Here is a 15,634-nt window from a genome sequence, read left to right as displayed (position 1 = left end):
CCAAGGGCAACGGTCCAGCGACGGGAAACCGCTGTCCGAGGGCTTTCGTCGGCTTCCGACTGACCAGCCCCTCACCCCTGCCGTCTCGCCATGAAGGCCAGGCGCTCGAACAGATGCACGTCCTGTTCGTTCTTCAGCAACGCGCCATGCAGTTTCGGCAACGCATTCTTCGGGTCGGCGCGCAGGTCCTCGGGCGCGATGTCGTCGGCGACCAGCAGGCGGATCCAGTCGAGTGCCTCGGAGGTCGACGGCTTCTTCTTCAGGCCGGGCACATCGCGGATCTCATAGAACTGGGTCAATGCCGCTCGCACCAGTTTCTGCTTGATGCCGGGATAATGCACGTCGACGATTTTGTGCAAAGTGTCGACGTCGGGGAAGCGGATGTAGTGGAAGAAGCAGCGGCGCAGGAAGGCGTCCGGCAATTCCTTCTCGTTGTTGGAGGTGATGATGACGATCGGCCGGACGGTGGCGCGGATGGTCTCGCCGGTCTCGTAGACGAAGAACTCCATCCTATCCAATTCCTGCAACAGATCGTTGGGGAACTCGATATCGGCCTTGTCGATCTCGTCGATCAGAAGCACGACTTTCTTGCCGGCGGCAAAGGCATTCCATAATTTGCCGCGCTTGATGTAATTGCGAATGTCGTTGAAGCGCTCGTCGCCGAGCTGGCTGTCGCGCAGCCGCGAGACGGCATCGTATTCATAGAGACCCTGCTGCGCCCGCGTGGTCGATTTGACGTGCCATTCGATCAGATCCAGACCGAGCGCTGCCGCCACCTGGCGGGCAAGTTCGGTCTTGCCGGTGCCGGGCTCGCCCTTGACCAGCAACGGCCGCTCCAGCGCGATCGCCGCGTTGACCGCCACCATCAGATCCTTGTCGGCAACATAGGCTGCCGTGCCTTCGAAACGCATTTTTGCTCCCGGGTTCATCGCGCGACCCTAAGGACGCGGCCTTCGGTGTGCAAGGCGCTGCTGGCGAAGCGGGGATTTTGCCGGCGCTGACCTCGTTGAGGGGTTCTGCGTCGATTTAAGACTCGAAGCGTGTCGTCTCTCTGGCGCTGGGCCTGCCGTCTGCCTATATTGGCGGGGACGGTCTGCGCTTCCCGGCAGGAGAACATTTTCCCCGGGGCCTTAATGATCCCTAGGGAGCTGTCCCTGGGAAGACCCGTGGGTTTTCTCATACGGCGCCCACCTACTTTGTAGGTTCCCGGGATCGCTCTCTCCACCGGTTGTGTGGATCGTCACTCACATTTCAGTGGGCCATGCGGTAGGAAACGTCGCTCCCAAAACCCCGTCCAGATCCGACTTTTTCTATCCTGGCTCCATGACCTCCTCAAAAGACCTGAAAAAAAATCTTCGCAACCAAGCCCTCGGGCGCCGCGATGCGCTCGATCCGTTCTGGCGTGTGGAGGCAGCACTCGAAATGGCCGAGACGGCGCGCGACCAGATCACCGTCGAGCCGGGCCAGATCGTCTCAGGCTTCTGGCCGATGCGCTCGGAAGTCGACGTCCGGCCGCTGATGTTTGCCTTGCGCGAGAAGGGCGCGAGGCTCTGCCTGCCGGCCATTCTCGACAAGACCACCATCGTTTTTCGCGAACTGGTGCGCGGCGCGCCAATGATCGACATGGGCTTCGGCACCGTCGGGCCGCATGAGGAAGCCGAGGTACTCGATCCGCAGGTGATGCTGGTGCCGCTTGCCGCCTTCGATGCGCGCGGCCACCGCATCGGTTACGGCGCCGGCTATTACGACCGGGCGATCGCGCGGCTGGCCGACAACGGACAGCAGCCGCGGCTGATCGGCATTGCCTTCGACTGCCAGGAGGTGGCCCTGGTGCCGGACGAGCCGCATGACGTGATCATTCCGGAAATACTCACCGAGAGCGGGTTGCGCCTGTTCGCGCCGAAATTGTAGATAAGTTCCTGGACGCATGGTCTTTTCCGAAAGTCATGCAGCTTTTTGCTTCGCTGACCTTCAGTTCAGGATCACGCTTATATGAGACTTCTCTTTCTCGGCGACATGGTCGGCAAGACAGGACGTACGGCGGTGTGGGAACAACTGCCCGGCCTGATCTCGGATTTCAAACTCGACTTCGTCATCGTCAATGGCGAGAACGCCGCCGGCGGCTTCGGCATCACCGAGGAGATTTTTCGCGAGACGATCTCGGCCGGCGCCGATGTCGTCACCACCGGCAACCATGTCTGGGACCAACGCGATGCGCTGATTTTCGCGCCGCGCGAGGAACGCTTCCTGCGTCCGTCCAACTTCCCGAAAGGCACGCCGGGGCGCGGCTCAGGCGTCTACATCGCCAGGAACGGCGCGCGCGTGCTGGTCGCCAACATCATGGGCCGGGTGTTCATGCATCCCGAGCTCGACGATCCGTTCCAGGCCGGCGAGCGCGAACTTGCCGCTTGTCCGCTTGGCGAGCAGGCCGATGCGATCGTCATCGATTTCCATGCCGAGGCGACCTCGGAAAAAATGTGCTTCGCCCATTTCGTCGACGGCCGTGCCAGCCTTGTTGTCGGCACCCACACGCATCAGCCGACCGGCGATCACCAGATCCTCAATGGCGGCACCGGTTATATTTCCGATGCCGGCATGTGCGGCGATTACGATTCCTCGCTCGGCATGGACAAGGAGGAGCCGCTCAACCGGTTTTTGTCCAAGGTGCCGAAAGGCCGTTTCGAGGCGTCGACCGGACCGGCGACATTGTGCGGCGTCGGCGTCGACATTTCCGACCGTAGCGGCCTGACTGAACGGATCGCGCCGTTTCGCCGCGGCCCGCGGCTGGAGGAAACGGCTCCTTCCTTCTGGTCGTGACATTGATATGGACGCTTGCAATACCCAATTGCCGGCGAAACTGCTCTAGATCGTAGAGGGGACGACCTCCATGCAGCTAGTCGAATTCCTGGCGCCGCATTTCGCCTTTGTCTCCGACCCGACGGCATGGGTCGCGCTGCTGACGCTGATCGTGCTGGAGGTCGTGCTCGGCATCGACAATCTGATCTTCATCTCGATTTTGACCAACAAATTGCCGGTAGCGCAGCGAGCCCGCGCCCGGCGGCTCGGCATCTCCGCCGCGCTGGTGATGCGGCTGATCCTGCTGGCCACCATCTCGATCATCGTCCAGTTGACGATGCCGATATTCACCGCCTTCGGCCACGGCTTTTCATGGCGCGACCTGATCCTGATTGCCGGCGGCCTGTTCCTCGTCTGGAAGGCGACCAAGGAGATCCACCACACGGTCGATCTCGATGATCACCAGGACACGATGATGGGCGAAACACTGCAGCTGTCGCTGGCCGGCGCCATTTTCCAGATATTGCTGCTCGACCTCGTCTTCTCGATCGACTCGATCATCACCGCCGTCGGCATGACCGACGAAATCGCGATCATGTACATCGCGGTGATCGTGGCGGTGAGCGTGATGATGCTGGCGGCCGGGCCGCTGGCCGATTTCATCGCCAGGAACCCCAGCATCGTCATGCTGGCGCTAGGGTTCCTGCTGATGATCGGCATGACGCTGATCGCCGACGGCATGGGTTACCACGTGCCGAAAGGCTACATCTACGCTGCTATGGGGTTTTCGGCACTGGTCGAAGGGCTCAACATGCTGGCGCGGCGGCGGAAGAAGGCAAAGGGCGGCGGGCACTGAGGATGGCCCACCGCGGCTGACCTTATTGCGCCGGCAAACCCTTCGGATGGCGGTCGCCGGTCAGGCCAAGCGTCAGGCCTTGCTCGAGCCACGCCTTGGCGCCGGCGAGCACCAGCGCAAAGCCGCCCGTCGAGTCGATCGCCTGCTTGATCTGCTCGTCGCCGCTGCCGGCAAAGCCAAAATTGCGGACCTCGACAAAGGTCGTGCCGCCCGGCATCTCGGTGAAGGTCCACACCACCGTGGTCGGTGGATCGCTCCATTGCATGACGATCTTCTTGTTTTCGACGATCTCACTGACGCTGACCGTCGTTGAGACGCCATACATGTACCATTCCCAACGGATTTCCTTGCCGCTGTCCAACCTGTCGCTGCCATGGGTGAACCAGAATTTTGTCGTGATCGCCGGATCGACGAAGGCTTCGAATACGTCGGCGACCGGCCGCCTTATCAGCATGCCGGCTTCGGCGGTCGGTGTTTCACGGATTTCCATAGCGTCCTCCTTTCCACGGCGCCGCCCCGGTTCACCACGCATCGGGTTCGCGCACGAGGTGAATGATGTTGGCCGGGTTGGTGATCCAGCCGCCGCGAAAGCCTTCACCCAGTGCCTCGATGGCGTCGCAGCGCACGACGCCGGCCTTGGCGAGATGGTCCGCCGCGCCTGGAAAATCATCGGTGAACAGTTCCAGCCAGACCTCGGCCTGACTAAGCATCGGCGCCTCGTCGATCCACAGGCGATTGGGACCGAGTTCAAAGCCGATAGCGGGCGCCTTGGCCGTGAATGGCTTCAGGCCGATGACGTCGCGATAGAAGGCGATCGTTGCCTGGTATTGATGTGGCGGCACTTTCATGGCGATGTTGATGCCGCCGCTGATCTTCGCGGTCATTTGCTGGCTCCATTCCCGTGTTCAGGTTCGATTGGCCGGTTCGGTCCAGAACCCGCTATGCCAAATTGATTTGCCAGGAGACTCCGTACCTGTCGTTGAGCCATGCAAACCGGCGGCTGAAACCATAATTGTCCAGCGGCATCAGAAATTTGCCGTCCTTGGCCAGGGCCTCGACAATGCCGTTCAGCTCTGCCTCCGTGGAGCAATCCACATACAGCGAGACCGACGGCGTGAATGTGAAGGCATGGTGCACGGGGCTGTTGTAGACCATCACTTCCAGACCGCTTATGGACACGCGCGCCAGCTTGACCGTCCCTTCCGGGCCGTCTTCGCCGGAGCCGTAACGTGTGACGTCAAGGACGCTGCTGTCGGGGATCGTCTCGCAATAGAAGGTCATTGCCTCTTCGGCCTTGCCCTCGAACATCAGAAATGGCGTCACTTGCTTCATCGCAGGCCTCCGTCATCTTGGTGGTTTTTCAGATGTTGTTCTCGTTGGCCGGCTCGCCCTTCATCTCGCTGCGATAATAGCCGTCGCGCAGATTGATGCCGTATTCGACATAGGCCTTCATGCAGGCCAGCATCTGCGACCAGCCCTCGCAATTGAGATAGGACTTCTTCAGGCCGACCGCGTCCTCGCGCCAGCCGGTCTCGGCGATGGTGACAAAGGTGCCGCCATCATCGAGCGGTTCGAAATTCATCTCGATGCGGGTCTTGTAGGCTGGCTTGCCGTCGGCATCGGAGGCGTCCCAGTGCAGCACGATGCGGCTGTCCTTGATCACTTCGTCGACCTCGACGGGGACCTTGCCCCACCAGACAACACCGGCACCAGCCACCAGCGGCGCGCTGGCGCCGCCGATCGTAGTGAAATAGCCGCTAAGCTTCTTCGGATTGACGACCGCGTCGAAGACTTCGGCGACAGGTCTGCCGATGCGGCCCGAAACCCTGAATCCAAGAGACATATCCACAGCTCCTTCCTTGAATGGCTCAACGATATGTTATAGAAACCTAACATGTCAAGCCATTCGCAGGACGACAATGTTTTCAAGGCGCTGGCGCATCCGCGCCGGCGTGAGTTGCTGGACCGGCTGAAGGATGCGCCGCAGACCACCGGCATGTTGTGCGATGCCTTCCCCGACATGGACCGCTGCACGATCATGCTGCATCTGAAAGTGCTGGAGGAGGCCGACATGGTCGTGGCGCGGCGCGAGGGCCGCGAGCGTTGGAACCATCTCAACGCGCTGCCGATCAAGCACATCCACGACCGCTGGATCAGCCAATATGCCACGCACGCGATCAGCATTCTCGACCGGCTGAAGTCCGATCTGGAGGGGTGAACGGCCGCCGAAGCCTGCCTTTTCGGGTCTCAAGCCCTTGCGTGTCGTCTGCCACGGCGCGGCTGGACGAATTGAGCCGATTTATCTATAAGCCGGCCATTCCGACATAGAGCGCCGTACGTCCGTCCGGACGCAGCAGGACGTTCTGAGATTTTGAATTCGAGCACTTTGCAAGGCGCCGGGTGGTTCACCAGGCCGCGGATGCTCTAGCCGAGAAGACGACAGGGGTGCCATGGCTGGCCATTCACAGTTCAAGAACATCATGCACCGCAAGGGCCGTCAGGATGCGGTGCGATCGAAAATGTTTTCCAAGCTGGCGCGCGAAATCACCGTCGCCGCCAAGAGCGGCACGCCCGATCCATCGATGAACCCTCGCCTGCGCCTTGCGGTGCAGAACGCCAAGGCGGTGTCGATGCCGAAGGACAACATCCAGCGCGCCATCAACAAGGCGTCGATGGGCGATGCCGAGACCTACGAGGCCGTGCGCTACGAGGGTTATGGGCCGGGCGGCGTCGCGCTGATCGTCGAGGCGCTGACCGATAACCGCAACCGCTCGGCGTCGAATGTGCGCGCTGCCTTCACCAAGGCCGGCGGGGCGATGGGCGAGACCGGCTCGGTGTCGTTCATGTGGGACCGCGTCGGCGAGATCTACTATCCGGCATCGGCCGGCAGCGCCGAAAAGGTGATGGACGCGGCGATCGAGGCCGGCGCCGACGACGTCCAGTCGGACGAGGAAGGCCACACGATCTACTGCGCCTTCGAGAATCTCGGCGAGGTGTCGAAGGCGCTGGAAGGCGCGCTCGGCGAGGCTGAATCGGTGAAGCCGATCTGGAAGCCGCAGACCAATATCGCGGTCGACGAGGAGCGGGCACAATCGCTGATGAAGCTGGTCGCGACGCTTGAAGATGACGACGACGTGCAGAGCGTCTACGCCAATTTCGAGGTCGACGAGGAGACCTTGGCGAAGCTCAGCGCGGCATGACCCAACACGCGCTGCCTACAGTCCGCATCACCTATTGCACGCAGTGCCTGTGGCTGCTCAGGGCCGGCTGGATGGCGCAGGAGCTGCTGTCCACCTTCGGCACCGATCTCGGCGAAGTGGCGCTGGTGCCCGGCACCGGCGGCATCTTCACCATTTCCTGCAATGACACGCTGGTCTGGGACCGCAAACGTGACGGCGGTTTTCCCGACGCCGCAAAACTCAAGCAACTGGTTCGCGACGTCATCGATCCGGATCGCGATCTCGGCCATGCCGATCGCAAGGGTCATAAGTCGAAGGACCCTGCCTGAGGGTCTTCTTGCCCCGGCATTCACCGCCACGCGAAGATAAAACAGCCCAGCGCCACGATGGCGGTGATGGTGCGGACATGGTTCCACATCACCCAGTCCTTGAGATAAGTGGCCCATACCGCGGCGCCGTTGGCGCTTGCCGGATCGACGGCGGCCAGGGCGTTGTTGAGCGGCACGTTGAACATCATCGTCACGATCGGGTTGCCGACGAGATAGATCAGGGCGCCGGCGAGAAGCCAGAACGCGCCCGGCTGGCTCCAGCCGATAAGAGCGCCGGCGGCAAGCACAAGACAGACCAGCCCGGTGCCGAATAGCGCGGTCATGAATGCCGGCGTAATCACGGTGATGTTGATCGAATTCATGGCGGCGATGCCGCCTCCGGCAGGCAAGCGGGCGAGCGCCGGCATGATAAAGTTGGAGAAGGCGAAGAAAACGCCGCCGACAACGCCTGAGCCAATGGCAGCGACGAAGGTGAGGGTGGGAAGCAGTTTCATGATCATGTCAGTCACTCCAGATGCCCGTGGCGGCGGTTTCGGTTGCGTAGGTGGAAAAGTCTTTTGGGGCGCGGCCGAGCACGCGCTGGACGCCGTCGGTCAGCGTTTCGTTGCGGCCGTCGAGCACTTCGGTGAACAGCTCGTTGAGCAGCCAGGCGAACTCTGCCGGCAACTCGTGCTCGGCGATGGCGGTGGTGAACTCGGCATAGGAAACCCGCTTGAAACGAATGTCGCGGCCGGCGGCCCTGCCGATCTCGGCGACCGCGTCGGCAAAGCTCAGCAGCCGCGGCCCGGTCAGCTCATAGAGCTCTCCGACATGTCCTTGCTGGGTTAGCACGGTAAAGGCGGCCTCCGCGATATCGTCGGCATCCACAAATGGTTCGCCCACACTGCCGACAGGCAACGCCACCTCGCCCTCCTGCAAAGATTCGACGAGGAAGCCTTCACTGAAGTTCTGGGAAAACCAGGCGCAGCGCAGGATCGTCCAATCGGCGCCTGAAGCTTTGAGCATCTCTTCGGCGCGCTGTGCTTCCGTTTCGCCGCGCCCCGACAGCAGTACCAGCCGACGCACACCACACTCCACGGCAAGACGAGAGAAGGCGCCGACCGTGTCGGCCGCGCCGGGCACCGCAAGATCAGGATAGTAGCTGATGTAGACGGCGCCGACACCATCAAGCGCGGGTTCCCAGGTCGTGCTATTTTCCCAGTCGAAGGGCGGCGTACCCGAGCGCGAGCCGATCTGCACCGGCAGGCCCCGCGCCGTCAGCCGCTCGGCGAGACGGCGGCCGGTCTTGCCGGTGCCGCCGAGGATCAAAGTTGGTTTCGTTACAGTAGGGTTCATGTCGATTTTCCTCAGTTTGCAAATGTGAGCAATCCTCACATTTGCCAAACGTGATAAACCCTCGTATTTTGCGAGTCAAGCCAATTTGTTGATTGTTCGCCTGGAGACAGTGATGGAAGGCTCTGCCGTATCGGATTCACAGGATGGCCAGATCGCATCGCCGCGCCGAACGCCGAGCCAGCAGCGTAGCCGCGAGCGGGTCGAGCGCATGCTGGCCGCAGCGTCGGCGCTGATCGCCGAGCAAGGCAGCGATGCGATGCGCATGGGCGAGGTGGCCGAGAGGGCTGGCGTGTCGATCGGCTCGCTCTACCAGTTCTTCCCGGACAAGCGGGCAATCATTTGGGCGCTGGCCGAACGCTACACCGCCGAAAGCCAGGCCTGCATCGCGGCGGCACTTGCCGACGTCAGTGACGCCGACGGCTTGCGCCAGGCGTTTTCGGAGCTGGTGGATATCTACTACCGGTTATTCCTGGCCGAGCCGGTGATGCGCGACATCTGGTCGGGGACACAGGCCGACAAAGCATTGCGCGAGCTTGAGCTTGCCGACAGCCGGGCCAACGCCGAATTCCTCACCACGGTGCTGAAGCGGTTGCGGCCGTCCGCCGATCCGGAAGCGCTGGAAACCACGGCATTTCTCATCTGGCAGATGGGCGAGGCCGCAATGCGGCTTGCGATTTCGGTCGACCGGCAAGAGGGTGACAGGCTGGTTGCGGCCTACAAGCGGATGGCTCTGCGAGAGTTGCTCGGCGCCTGACCGGCGCCGCGCGCATTCATTTTCCCTTGCCTGGCAAGGAGATGGCCGGCATCGTGCCCTTCGGCGGCCGATACTTCCGCCGCCATGCCTTCGGGCTCAGGCCGGTGATGCGCAGGAACTCACGGTTGAAGTTCGATTTGCTGAGGAAACCGGGGTCGAGCATGATGCGGGTGATCGGTTCGTCGGTCGCGGCGAGCAAGCGGCGGGCCTCATCGATCCTCCTGCCGTTGACGTATTGGGATACGCTCGATCCGTGGACGCGATTGACCGCCGATGACACTTGCCGTGCGGGGAGGCCGAGCCGCCTGGCGATGCGCCCGAGGTTGAGATCGACATCCTTGTAGAGATATTTCGATGTCATCAGCGCGTCGACCGCCGCCGCGACCGCGGAATCTTCGCTGGTCACCCGTGGCGTGGTTTGGGCGTGCGACACATCCACTTCCTCTTCGTCGGAAGCAGCGGTTTCGCTGGCAACAGCGGCCGCGCTGCCGAGCAGCATCAGCGCTAGGACGTTGGCGGCGGCAATCACCGCGCCGGAATGAGTGCCACCTGTCCATTCGAGGTCGAAGCTGATGATGATGTCGGTGACCGGCGATGCAAGGATCGCCAGCGCCGTCACCAACAGCGATCGGTAGGACCGCAAGACGCCGTCGAGACGCGATTCGACAAGAACATCCGGACCGGCCAGCGCCAGCCAAAGAAGGGCGGCGCCATAGGACAGGAAAACGAGGATGATCACCGGCCCGACCGGCTCGCGCCAGAAGATCAGGAGCAGGACAACCAGGCAGGCCGGCAGCAAATGCGGCCAGAGTGATGCCAGGCGATGCGCGGACGGTTCCTTCGTCAAACCGCTGAAGGCTATCCAGGCAAGGGGTGCGATCAGTGTCGCCAGGACCGACTGGAACGGCATGATTGCCCTGACATCATAACCCCAGCGAATGCCGATCAGCACCGACTGCAAGGCATAGGCGGCGATCAGCAGCATGAAGGCGATGTTTTCACGCAGATCGGCCTCGTTTCGGCGGACCATCTGCACGAGCAGGATGACCAGCAACAGGGCAACGACGAATGGCAGGGGAATGAAGATCATGATCGCAAGCGTGGTTCCAAAGCGGGCAGCGGCCGACAATGACCCGGATTGCGTTCGCGGTCGTCCCGGATCGCGATCAAGGTCGCGGAAATCGACGTTTCAGATCATCTCGACAACGCCACGGTCCAGTCGCGACCGCCCAACATGATCGGAGACAATGATGAAATCCGCAATTCTCGTCTTGCTGCCTTTTGCCGGCGTTGCCCTGGCATCGCCGGCGACCGGTGAGGCCTCCAAGACGCTCGATCTCGTCGGGGTGAGCGCCGTCGTCATCACCGGCGAAGCCAGTTCCGTCAAGCTCACCACTTCGTCCGCGGCACCCTACCACGCGACGATCAGCGGCCGCCGTGAAGGCTGGTTTGCGAGCTGGTATTCGAGTTGGTTCGCCAGTGACTGCCGTTCCGCCAGCGACATGAAGCTGGTGGCCTCGACGCTACGCATCGATGTTGCTCCCTCCTCGTGGCTGGATCCTTCGGACTGCGTGGTCGAGATCAACGCCAACATCCAACCCGAGAGTTCCGTGTCGATCGACCAAGCGGCGCTGCAAGCCAACATGGCGGGGAATTTCTCTACTATCGCCATCGCGGGCAAGGCCGCCGATGTTTCACTCGACGGGCATGCTTCGAGCATCGATCTCAAGGGCGAGGCGCTGAAGGTCAATCTCTTCTATGGCAGCATCCGGCAGGACGAAAACATCGCGATTGCCGGCAAGGCGCTGGATGCCACGCTGTCCTTCGGCCAGCAGGTTCCGATCAGCTATTCGGTGACAGCATTGGCGTCCTTCGTCGACAGTTCGCTTCCCAACACCGCCGGCGCCAAACCCTCGATCGTCATCAAGGGCGATTTCGTTCGCGCGACGATCCGCTGAATAAAAAACCCGCCACAAGGGCGGGTTTTTTATCTGCAGGCAGCCAATGCGGCTTGAGCGTTCTTCGACCTTACAGGCCAAAACCTTCGAAGCGCTTCTTGAACTTCGACAGGCGGCCGCCGCGGTCGAGCAGGGTCTGCTGGCCGCCGGTCCAGGCCGGATGGGTCGTCGGGTCGATATCGAGGTTCATCGTATCGCCTTCCTTGCCCCAGGTCGAACGGGTCATGTATTCGGTGCCGTCGGTCATGACGACCTTGATGGTGTGGTAGTCGGGATGGATGTCGGTCTTCATGGTTCTGTTCCTGGCTTGCCGGGTGCTGCCGACGGGCTGAAGCCTGCGTCGATGCGCCCCTTTTTAAAACTCGAAGCCGCAGCTATTGAGGAGCCACGGCTTCTAAAACGGTCGGCGAGCCTATACATCAGCCGGAATTGAATCACAAGGCCGCGGCAAGCGCATATTGATGGCGCAAACCTCAAAAGGCCAAAGGACACGGTCATGGCGAACATCAGCGGCGATGCAGACGAGCGCAGGCGCTCGCTGAGGCCGCTGCAGCGCCTGTTTCCCTACATCACCCATTACCGCAAAATGGTCATCGGCGCGATCATCTCGCTGGCCGTCGCGGCGGCGACGACGCTGGCGCTGCCACTGGCCGTGCGGCGGATGATCGATCACGGCTTTTCCGCTTCCGATTCCAGCTTCATTGCCGAATATTTCGCCATGCTGGTGGTGATGGCCGCCGTGCTGGCGGCGGCGTCTGCCAGCCGCTACTATTTCGTCATCACGCTGGGCGAGCGCGTCGTTGCCGATATCCGCCGCGATGTCTTTGCCCACGTCACGACGCTGTCGCCCTCCTTCTTCGACACGGCCCAGTCGGGCGAGATCGTCTCGCGGCTCGCCGCCGACACGACACAGGTCAAATCGGCCGTGGGTGCTACCGCCTCGGTGGCTTTGCGCAACGTCATCCTCGGCCTTGGCGCCGTGGCGATGATGGTCTTCACCAGCCCAAAACTGTCCGGCCTGGTCATCGCGGCCATTCCGTTAATCGTGCTGCCGCTGGTCGCCTTCGGCCGCTCGGTGCGGCGCAAGTCACGGCTGGCGCAGGATACTCTGGCCAATGCCACCGCCTATGCCAGCGAGCAGATCGGCGCGGTCCGCACCCTGCAGGCCTTCACCAACGAGAAGCTTGTCACCGGGTATTTTTCATCCGCCGTGGAAGCAGCGTTCGAAGCGGCGCGGGCCTCGATCTTTGCCCGCTCCTTTCTCACCTTCTTCGCCATCTTCATGATCTTTTCCTCGGTGGTGGCGGTGCTGTGGTTCGGTTCGCGCGACGTGCTCGACGGCACGCTGTCGCCAGGTACGCTTGGCCAATTCCTGCTCTATTCGGTGTTCGCTGCTGGCGCGCTCGGCGCCTTGTCGGAGGTCTGGGGCGAACTGTCCCAGGCAGCAGGCGCTGCCGAACGGCTGACCGAGATCCTGGCCGAGAAACCCGCGATCCAGGCGCCCGCCGATCCGAAGCCGCTGCCGGCAAAGGCGAGAGGCGCGATCAGCTTCGACGATGTCTCCTTCTCCTATCCGGCCCGGCCCGACCGCGCCGCCGTCCATGGCCTCAGCTTTCAGGTCAAACCCGGCGAGACGGTGGCGATCGTCGGACCATCCGGCGCCGGCAAGAGCACCGTGTTTTCGCTGCTTCTGCGCTTCTACGATCCGGAAGCCGGTAGGATCGTCATCGACGGAGTCGATCTGCGCGAGGCCGATCCGGCCGCGATCCGCGCGCGCATAGCCATCGTGCCGCAGGATGTCACCATCTTTGCCGCAAGCGCGCGCGACAATATCGGCTTTGGCCGGCCTGGCGCCAGCCAGGCCGAGATCGAGGCGGCGGCGAAAGACGCGCTTGCCGACGAGTTCATCCTGAAACTCGAAAAGGGCTATGACAGCCAGGTCGGCGAGCGCGGGGTGACGCTGTCGGGCGGCCAGCGCCAGCGCGTGGCGATCGCCCGCGCCATTTTGCGCGATGCGCCGATCCTTCTGCTCGACGAGGCGACCTCGGCACTCGATGCCGAAAGCGAGACGCTGGTGCAGACGGCGCTCGACCGGCTGATGCAGGGGCGTACCACGATCGTCATCGCCCATCGGCTGGCAACCGTGCTGAAGGCCGATCGCATCCTGGTCATGGATGGCGGCCGCATCGTCGAGGAAGGCACGCATCAGAGCCTGGTCGCCAAGGGCGGCATCTATGCGCGGCTGGCCAAGCTGCAGTTCGAAACCGGGGCGAATGCCTTCAGGGGCGCGGCCGAGTAGGTCCCCCAGCGACCGCTGGGATTCTTCAGCTACCGAAAGCTCGGCGTTTGCCGCGTCGATAGGCGATGAACAGGGGAACGCCGACAAGCAACGACAACAAAAGCATGCTGGCGACGGTCTGGCGCTGCTCCTTTGCCGGATCGCTGAGCTGCACATCGGCAGGCGGCTCTTCATAGGTAAAATCGTACTGCCACCGGATTTCGTCCGCGACGTCATCGACGGTTTTCAGATAGTCGGCAATCGCCTTGGCCGGCACTTCAGTTGCCAGGCTCTGAAAGTTCCATTCGACTTGAAATTCGGTGGGCGTGTTGGACCAGGACGCCTTGAGAGACAGATAGGGCGTCACGACGTTTTTCATCGACTCGCCGGAAAACCTCGCCTTGAGGTTGCGCACCGTTATCTTGTGACGCCGGTAGAACTGGGGGCCGATGGAGACGGGCCCGGTTCGGTCGACGATTGTCGGGGTTGGAAGAGAGTTGTTGCCGAGATCGGCCGCGCGGATCGGGAAATTCTTTGCCAGATCGTTGGCCGCCAGCGCCTCTGCCGGCAAGCGATAACTTTCCTTCACGCTCACTATGTTGTCGTCGCGGCGATCCACGATTTCCGGCTTGGCGACGGTTTGGATGCCCGGATATTGCTTGTTGTAGTATTTCAGGTAGGCGTCCGACACCTCGCTCAGCGACCGGCTGGCCAAATTGCCGCGCATCCAATCGGCATCGGCGTCCTGATATGTCGAGAAGACCGTCAGCACGAGGGGATCGCCCGGTTTCCGCGGAAAATCGAAGTCCTCGGCGATCTGGATCGATGGGCTGGTAAGCACAGGACTCGGCATCTTCTCCAATCCGCCGGTGCTGGAAAGCGGCAGCGCGAAGCCGTAGTCCGACTGTGCGAGATTGGGCGCCTTGCCGCCCTGAAGATAGTCGGTAGCATCCAGCCAATATGTCTTTGTTCCGATCCTCGCCTTGACGATGGCATGGTCGAAATCGCGAAGCGCCGGCAGATGCTGGTCCAGGGCCCGCCCTTCGTCGAGATCGGCCAGGGCAACCTCGGCAGCAATGCCAAGCCGCACAAGCGAAGAAACCAGCAGCAGTGCCTTGTCCTTGCAGTCACCAAACCCGCTCAGGATGACGGTCGCGGGATCACGCGGAATGTAGGAACCGGCACCCATCGACAGGCTTACATAGCGGATCTGGTCCTGCACCAACCGCATTGCCTCGACCATCCGGTCTTCGGGCACGGGATGCCGCAGTGCGATGTCGTCGAGCTTTGCGGCAAAAGCCGAGGGAAAAACGGTCGCTGGCTTGTAATAGGGCGCAACAGCATCGACCACACTTTGCCAATTCGCGGTCGATGCGACATCGATAGAGCCCCAGCCTGGATATGTCACGGGCAGGTTGTCCTCGACATTGACCGGTTTCGGGTTTGGAATTTCCCACAGATAGGTCGTGTCCGGCCCTGTCGACGAGATCGAAGGCTTGAGTTGGGTCCCCCTTGTCTTGGTCTCGAGCGGCTGGCCCGAAGGCCAAATGATGCTCGTGCGGATAAGCGCTACCGGCTCTTCCCATTCGGTGGAGAAATTCTTGAAGAAGAGATCCTTGCCGACGAGCGGCGTTATCTCATAGGTCGATCCGTAATCAACGATGTCGCCGGCGCGCACGTCATCGATGTTGACATGTGCTGTCAGCCAGCCGTCGAAGACGCCTTTCTCGGCATCTCTTTCCCTGCGGAAGATGTCGAATTCGACGTCTTCCAGCCGGTCCAAAACGGCGCCGTCGCGGATGATGTGAAGATGGTTGAGCGTGACCTTGTGCCGGGACGGATCGAATTGCAGATCGATACTCGCGCCCCGATCCAGCCCGGGACGGTCAACGATTCTATAGACTGTGCGCGAGTACTCGACATAGCCGCCGGCGCGATGCTTGATCTGGTCGTCCGAGAGCAGCCATGAAACGCCATTCTTGATTTGATCCGATCGGGTGGGATCGGCAGCCGGAGTATCAACCTGCGTTACCCAGCTTTCCGCGGGGCCCTTGAGAACCATGTCGTCGGACATGGCCGGAGAACTCAGGCCGATCAACAAGATGAAAAATACCAAGCGGGGCCAGAAAGACTTCATCCCATGAAAACT

General features: G+C 61.8%; 19 protein-coding genes and 1 other RNA gene. 10 read left to right on the top strand and 10 right to left on the bottom strand.

The genetic code is table 11. The annotated features are described in order from the left end of the window. Positions 1–71: 71 nt before the first annotated feature. Positions 72–911 carry an AAA family ATPase gene (locus tag NKH37_RS03835; protein WP_023719646.1) on the bottom strand — a complete coding sequence of 280 codons (840 nt, stop codon included), beginning with the start codon at positions 909–911 and terminating at the stop codon, positions 72–74. A gap of 176 nt (positions 912–1,087) precedes the next feature. On the opposite strand from NKH37_RS03835, the gene ssrS reads away from it, so the two are divergent. From ssrS to NKH37_RS03815, 4 genes are all read left to right on the top strand, one after another. Continuing rightward, positions 1,088–1,243: non-coding RNA, 6S RNA (gene ssrS / locus NKH37_RS03830), on the top strand. An 80-nt stretch (positions 1,244–1,323) separates the two neighbouring features. Continuing rightward, complete coding sequence (locus tag NKH37_RS03825) at positions 1,324–1,911, top strand: 5-formyltetrahydrofolate cyclo-ligase (protein ID WP_353003868.1); 588 nt, start codon at positions 1,324–1,326, stop codon at positions 1,909–1,911. An 81-nt stretch (positions 1,912–1,992) separates the two neighbouring features. Continuing rightward, positions 1,993–2,817, top strand: a complete 825-nt coding sequence (locus tag NKH37_RS03820) for a TIGR00282 family metallophosphoesterase (RefSeq protein WP_023678036.1) — start codon at positions 1,993–1,995, stop codon at positions 2,815–2,817. A gap of 70 nt (positions 2,818–2,887) precedes the next feature. Next, positions 2,888–3,652: a TerC family protein gene (locus NKH37_RS03815; protein ID WP_352494148.1), complete on the top strand. Its 765-nt coding sequence runs from the start codon at positions 2,888–2,890 to the stop codon at positions 3,650–3,652. A 22-nt stretch (positions 3,653–3,674) separates the two neighbouring features. On the opposite strand, the gene NKH37_RS03810 is transcribed toward NKH37_RS03815, so the two are convergent. The 4 genes from NKH37_RS03810 to NKH37_RS03795 are packed head-to-tail and all read right to left on the bottom strand — an operon-like array spanning position 3,675 to position 5,495. Then, a complete protein-coding gene (locus NKH37_RS03810) occupies positions 3,675–4,142 on the bottom strand; it encodes an SRPBCC family protein (RefSeq protein ID WP_352850067.1) in 468 nt (155 codons plus the stop codon). A gap of 31 nt (positions 4,143–4,173) precedes the next feature. Then, positions 4,174–4,536 carry a hypothetical protein gene (locus NKH37_RS03805; RefSeq protein ID WP_352640128.1) on the bottom strand — a complete coding sequence of 121 codons (363 nt, stop codon included), beginning with the start codon at positions 4,534–4,536 and terminating at the stop codon, positions 4,174–4,176. Positions 4,537–4,591: 55 nt separating this feature from the next. Beyond that, positions 4,592–4,984 carry a VOC family protein gene (locus tag NKH37_RS03800; RefSeq protein WP_353003866.1) on the bottom strand — a complete coding sequence of 131 codons (393 nt, stop codon included), beginning with the start codon at positions 4,982–4,984 and terminating at the stop codon, positions 4,592–4,594. Between the two features lie 28 nt (positions 4,985–5,012). Continuing rightward, positions 5,013–5,495: an SRPBCC domain-containing protein gene (locus tag NKH37_RS03795; protein WP_353003864.1), complete on the bottom strand. Its 483-nt coding sequence runs from the start codon at positions 5,493–5,495 to the stop codon at positions 5,013–5,015. Positions 5,496–5,546: 51 nt separating this feature from the next. On the opposite strand from NKH37_RS03795, the gene NKH37_RS03790 reads away from it, so the two are divergent. From NKH37_RS03790 to NKH37_RS03780, 3 genes are all read left to right on the top strand, one after another. After that, positions 5,547–5,870 carry an ArsR/SmtB family transcription factor gene (locus tag NKH37_RS03790; protein WP_352815026.1) on the top strand — a complete coding sequence of 108 codons (324 nt, stop codon included), beginning with the start codon at positions 5,547–5,549 and terminating at the stop codon, positions 5,868–5,870. Positions 5,871–6,102: 232 nt separating this feature from the next. Beyond that, a complete protein-coding gene (locus NKH37_RS03785; RefSeq protein WP_023678028.1) occupies positions 6,103–6,852 on the top strand; it encodes a YebC/PmpR family DNA-binding transcriptional regulator in 750 nt (249 codons plus the stop codon). After that, complete coding sequence (locus tag NKH37_RS03780; RefSeq protein ID WP_352480935.1) at positions 6,849–7,160, top strand: Rdx family protein; 312 nt, start codon at positions 6,849–6,851, stop codon at positions 7,158–7,160. The genes NKH37_RS03785 and NKH37_RS03780 overlap by 4 nt, the downstream gene beginning before the upstream one ends. A 20-nt stretch (positions 7,161–7,180) precedes the next feature. Here NKH37_RS03780 and NKH37_RS03775 read toward each other — a convergent pair whose 3' ends face one another. After that, entirely contained in the window at positions 7,181–7,660 is a 480-nt protein-coding gene (locus tag NKH37_RS03775; RefSeq protein WP_352480934.1) for an anthrone oxygenase family protein, read from the bottom strand. 1 nt (position 7,661) lies between these two features. Then, a complete protein-coding gene (locus tag NKH37_RS03770) occupies positions 7,662–8,495 on the bottom strand; it encodes a Rossmann-fold NAD(P)-binding domain-containing protein (protein WP_353003862.1) in 834 nt (277 codons plus the stop codon). A gap of 112 nt (positions 8,496–8,607) precedes the next feature. Here NKH37_RS03770 and NKH37_RS03765 point away from each other — a divergent pair, with 112 nt between their 5' ends. Next, a complete protein-coding gene (locus NKH37_RS03765; RefSeq protein WP_352480932.1) occupies positions 8,608–9,249 on the top strand; it encodes a TetR/AcrR family transcriptional regulator in 642 nt (213 codons plus the stop codon). A gap of 16 nt (positions 9,250–9,265) precedes the next feature. Here NKH37_RS03765 and NKH37_RS03760 read toward each other — a convergent pair whose 3' ends face one another. Beyond that, positions 9,266–10,339, bottom strand: a complete 1,074-nt coding sequence (locus NKH37_RS03760) for a helix-turn-helix domain-containing protein (protein WP_353040808.1) — start codon at positions 10,337–10,339, stop codon at positions 9,266–9,268. Between the two features lie 160 nt (positions 10,340–10,499). On the opposite strand from NKH37_RS03760, the gene NKH37_RS03755 reads away from it, so the two are divergent. Next, a complete protein-coding gene (locus NKH37_RS03755) occupies positions 10,500–11,207 on the top strand; it encodes a hypothetical protein (protein ID WP_352640134.1) in 708 nt (235 codons plus the stop codon). A gap of 70 nt (positions 11,208–11,277) precedes the next feature. On the opposite strand, the gene rpmE is transcribed toward NKH37_RS03755, so the two are convergent. Then, complete coding sequence (gene rpmE / locus NKH37_RS03750; protein WP_006327661.1) at positions 11,278–11,499, bottom strand: 50S ribosomal protein L31; 222 nt, start codon at positions 11,497–11,499, stop codon at positions 11,278–11,280. A 204-nt stretch (positions 11,500–11,703) separates the two neighbouring features. Between rpmE and NKH37_RS03745 the strand changes: the two genes are divergently transcribed. Beyond that, positions 11,704–13,506, top strand: coding sequence for an ABC transporter transmembrane domain-containing protein (locus NKH37_RS03745; RefSeq protein WP_352480929.1), 1,803 nt, complete (start codon positions 11,704–11,706; stop codon positions 13,504–13,506). 25 nt (positions 13,507–13,531) lie between these two features. On the opposite strand, the gene NKH37_RS03740 is transcribed toward NKH37_RS03745, so the two are convergent. Continuing rightward, positions 13,532–15,559 carry a DUF3857 domain-containing protein gene (locus tag NKH37_RS03740; RefSeq protein ID WP_352845220.1) on the bottom strand — a complete coding sequence of 676 codons (2,028 nt, stop codon included), beginning with the start codon at positions 15,557–15,559 and terminating at the stop codon, positions 13,532–13,534. Between the last annotated feature and the right edge of the window lie 75 nt (positions 15,560–15,634).

Source organism: Mesorhizobium sp. M1217 (genome assembly GCF_040318275.1).
Lineage (GTDB): Bacteria > Pseudomonadota > Alphaproteobacteria > Rhizobiales > Rhizobiaceae > Mesorhizobium.
Note: the sequence above shows the minus strand (reverse complement) of the source record. Positions and strands in the feature narration are given on the sequence as shown.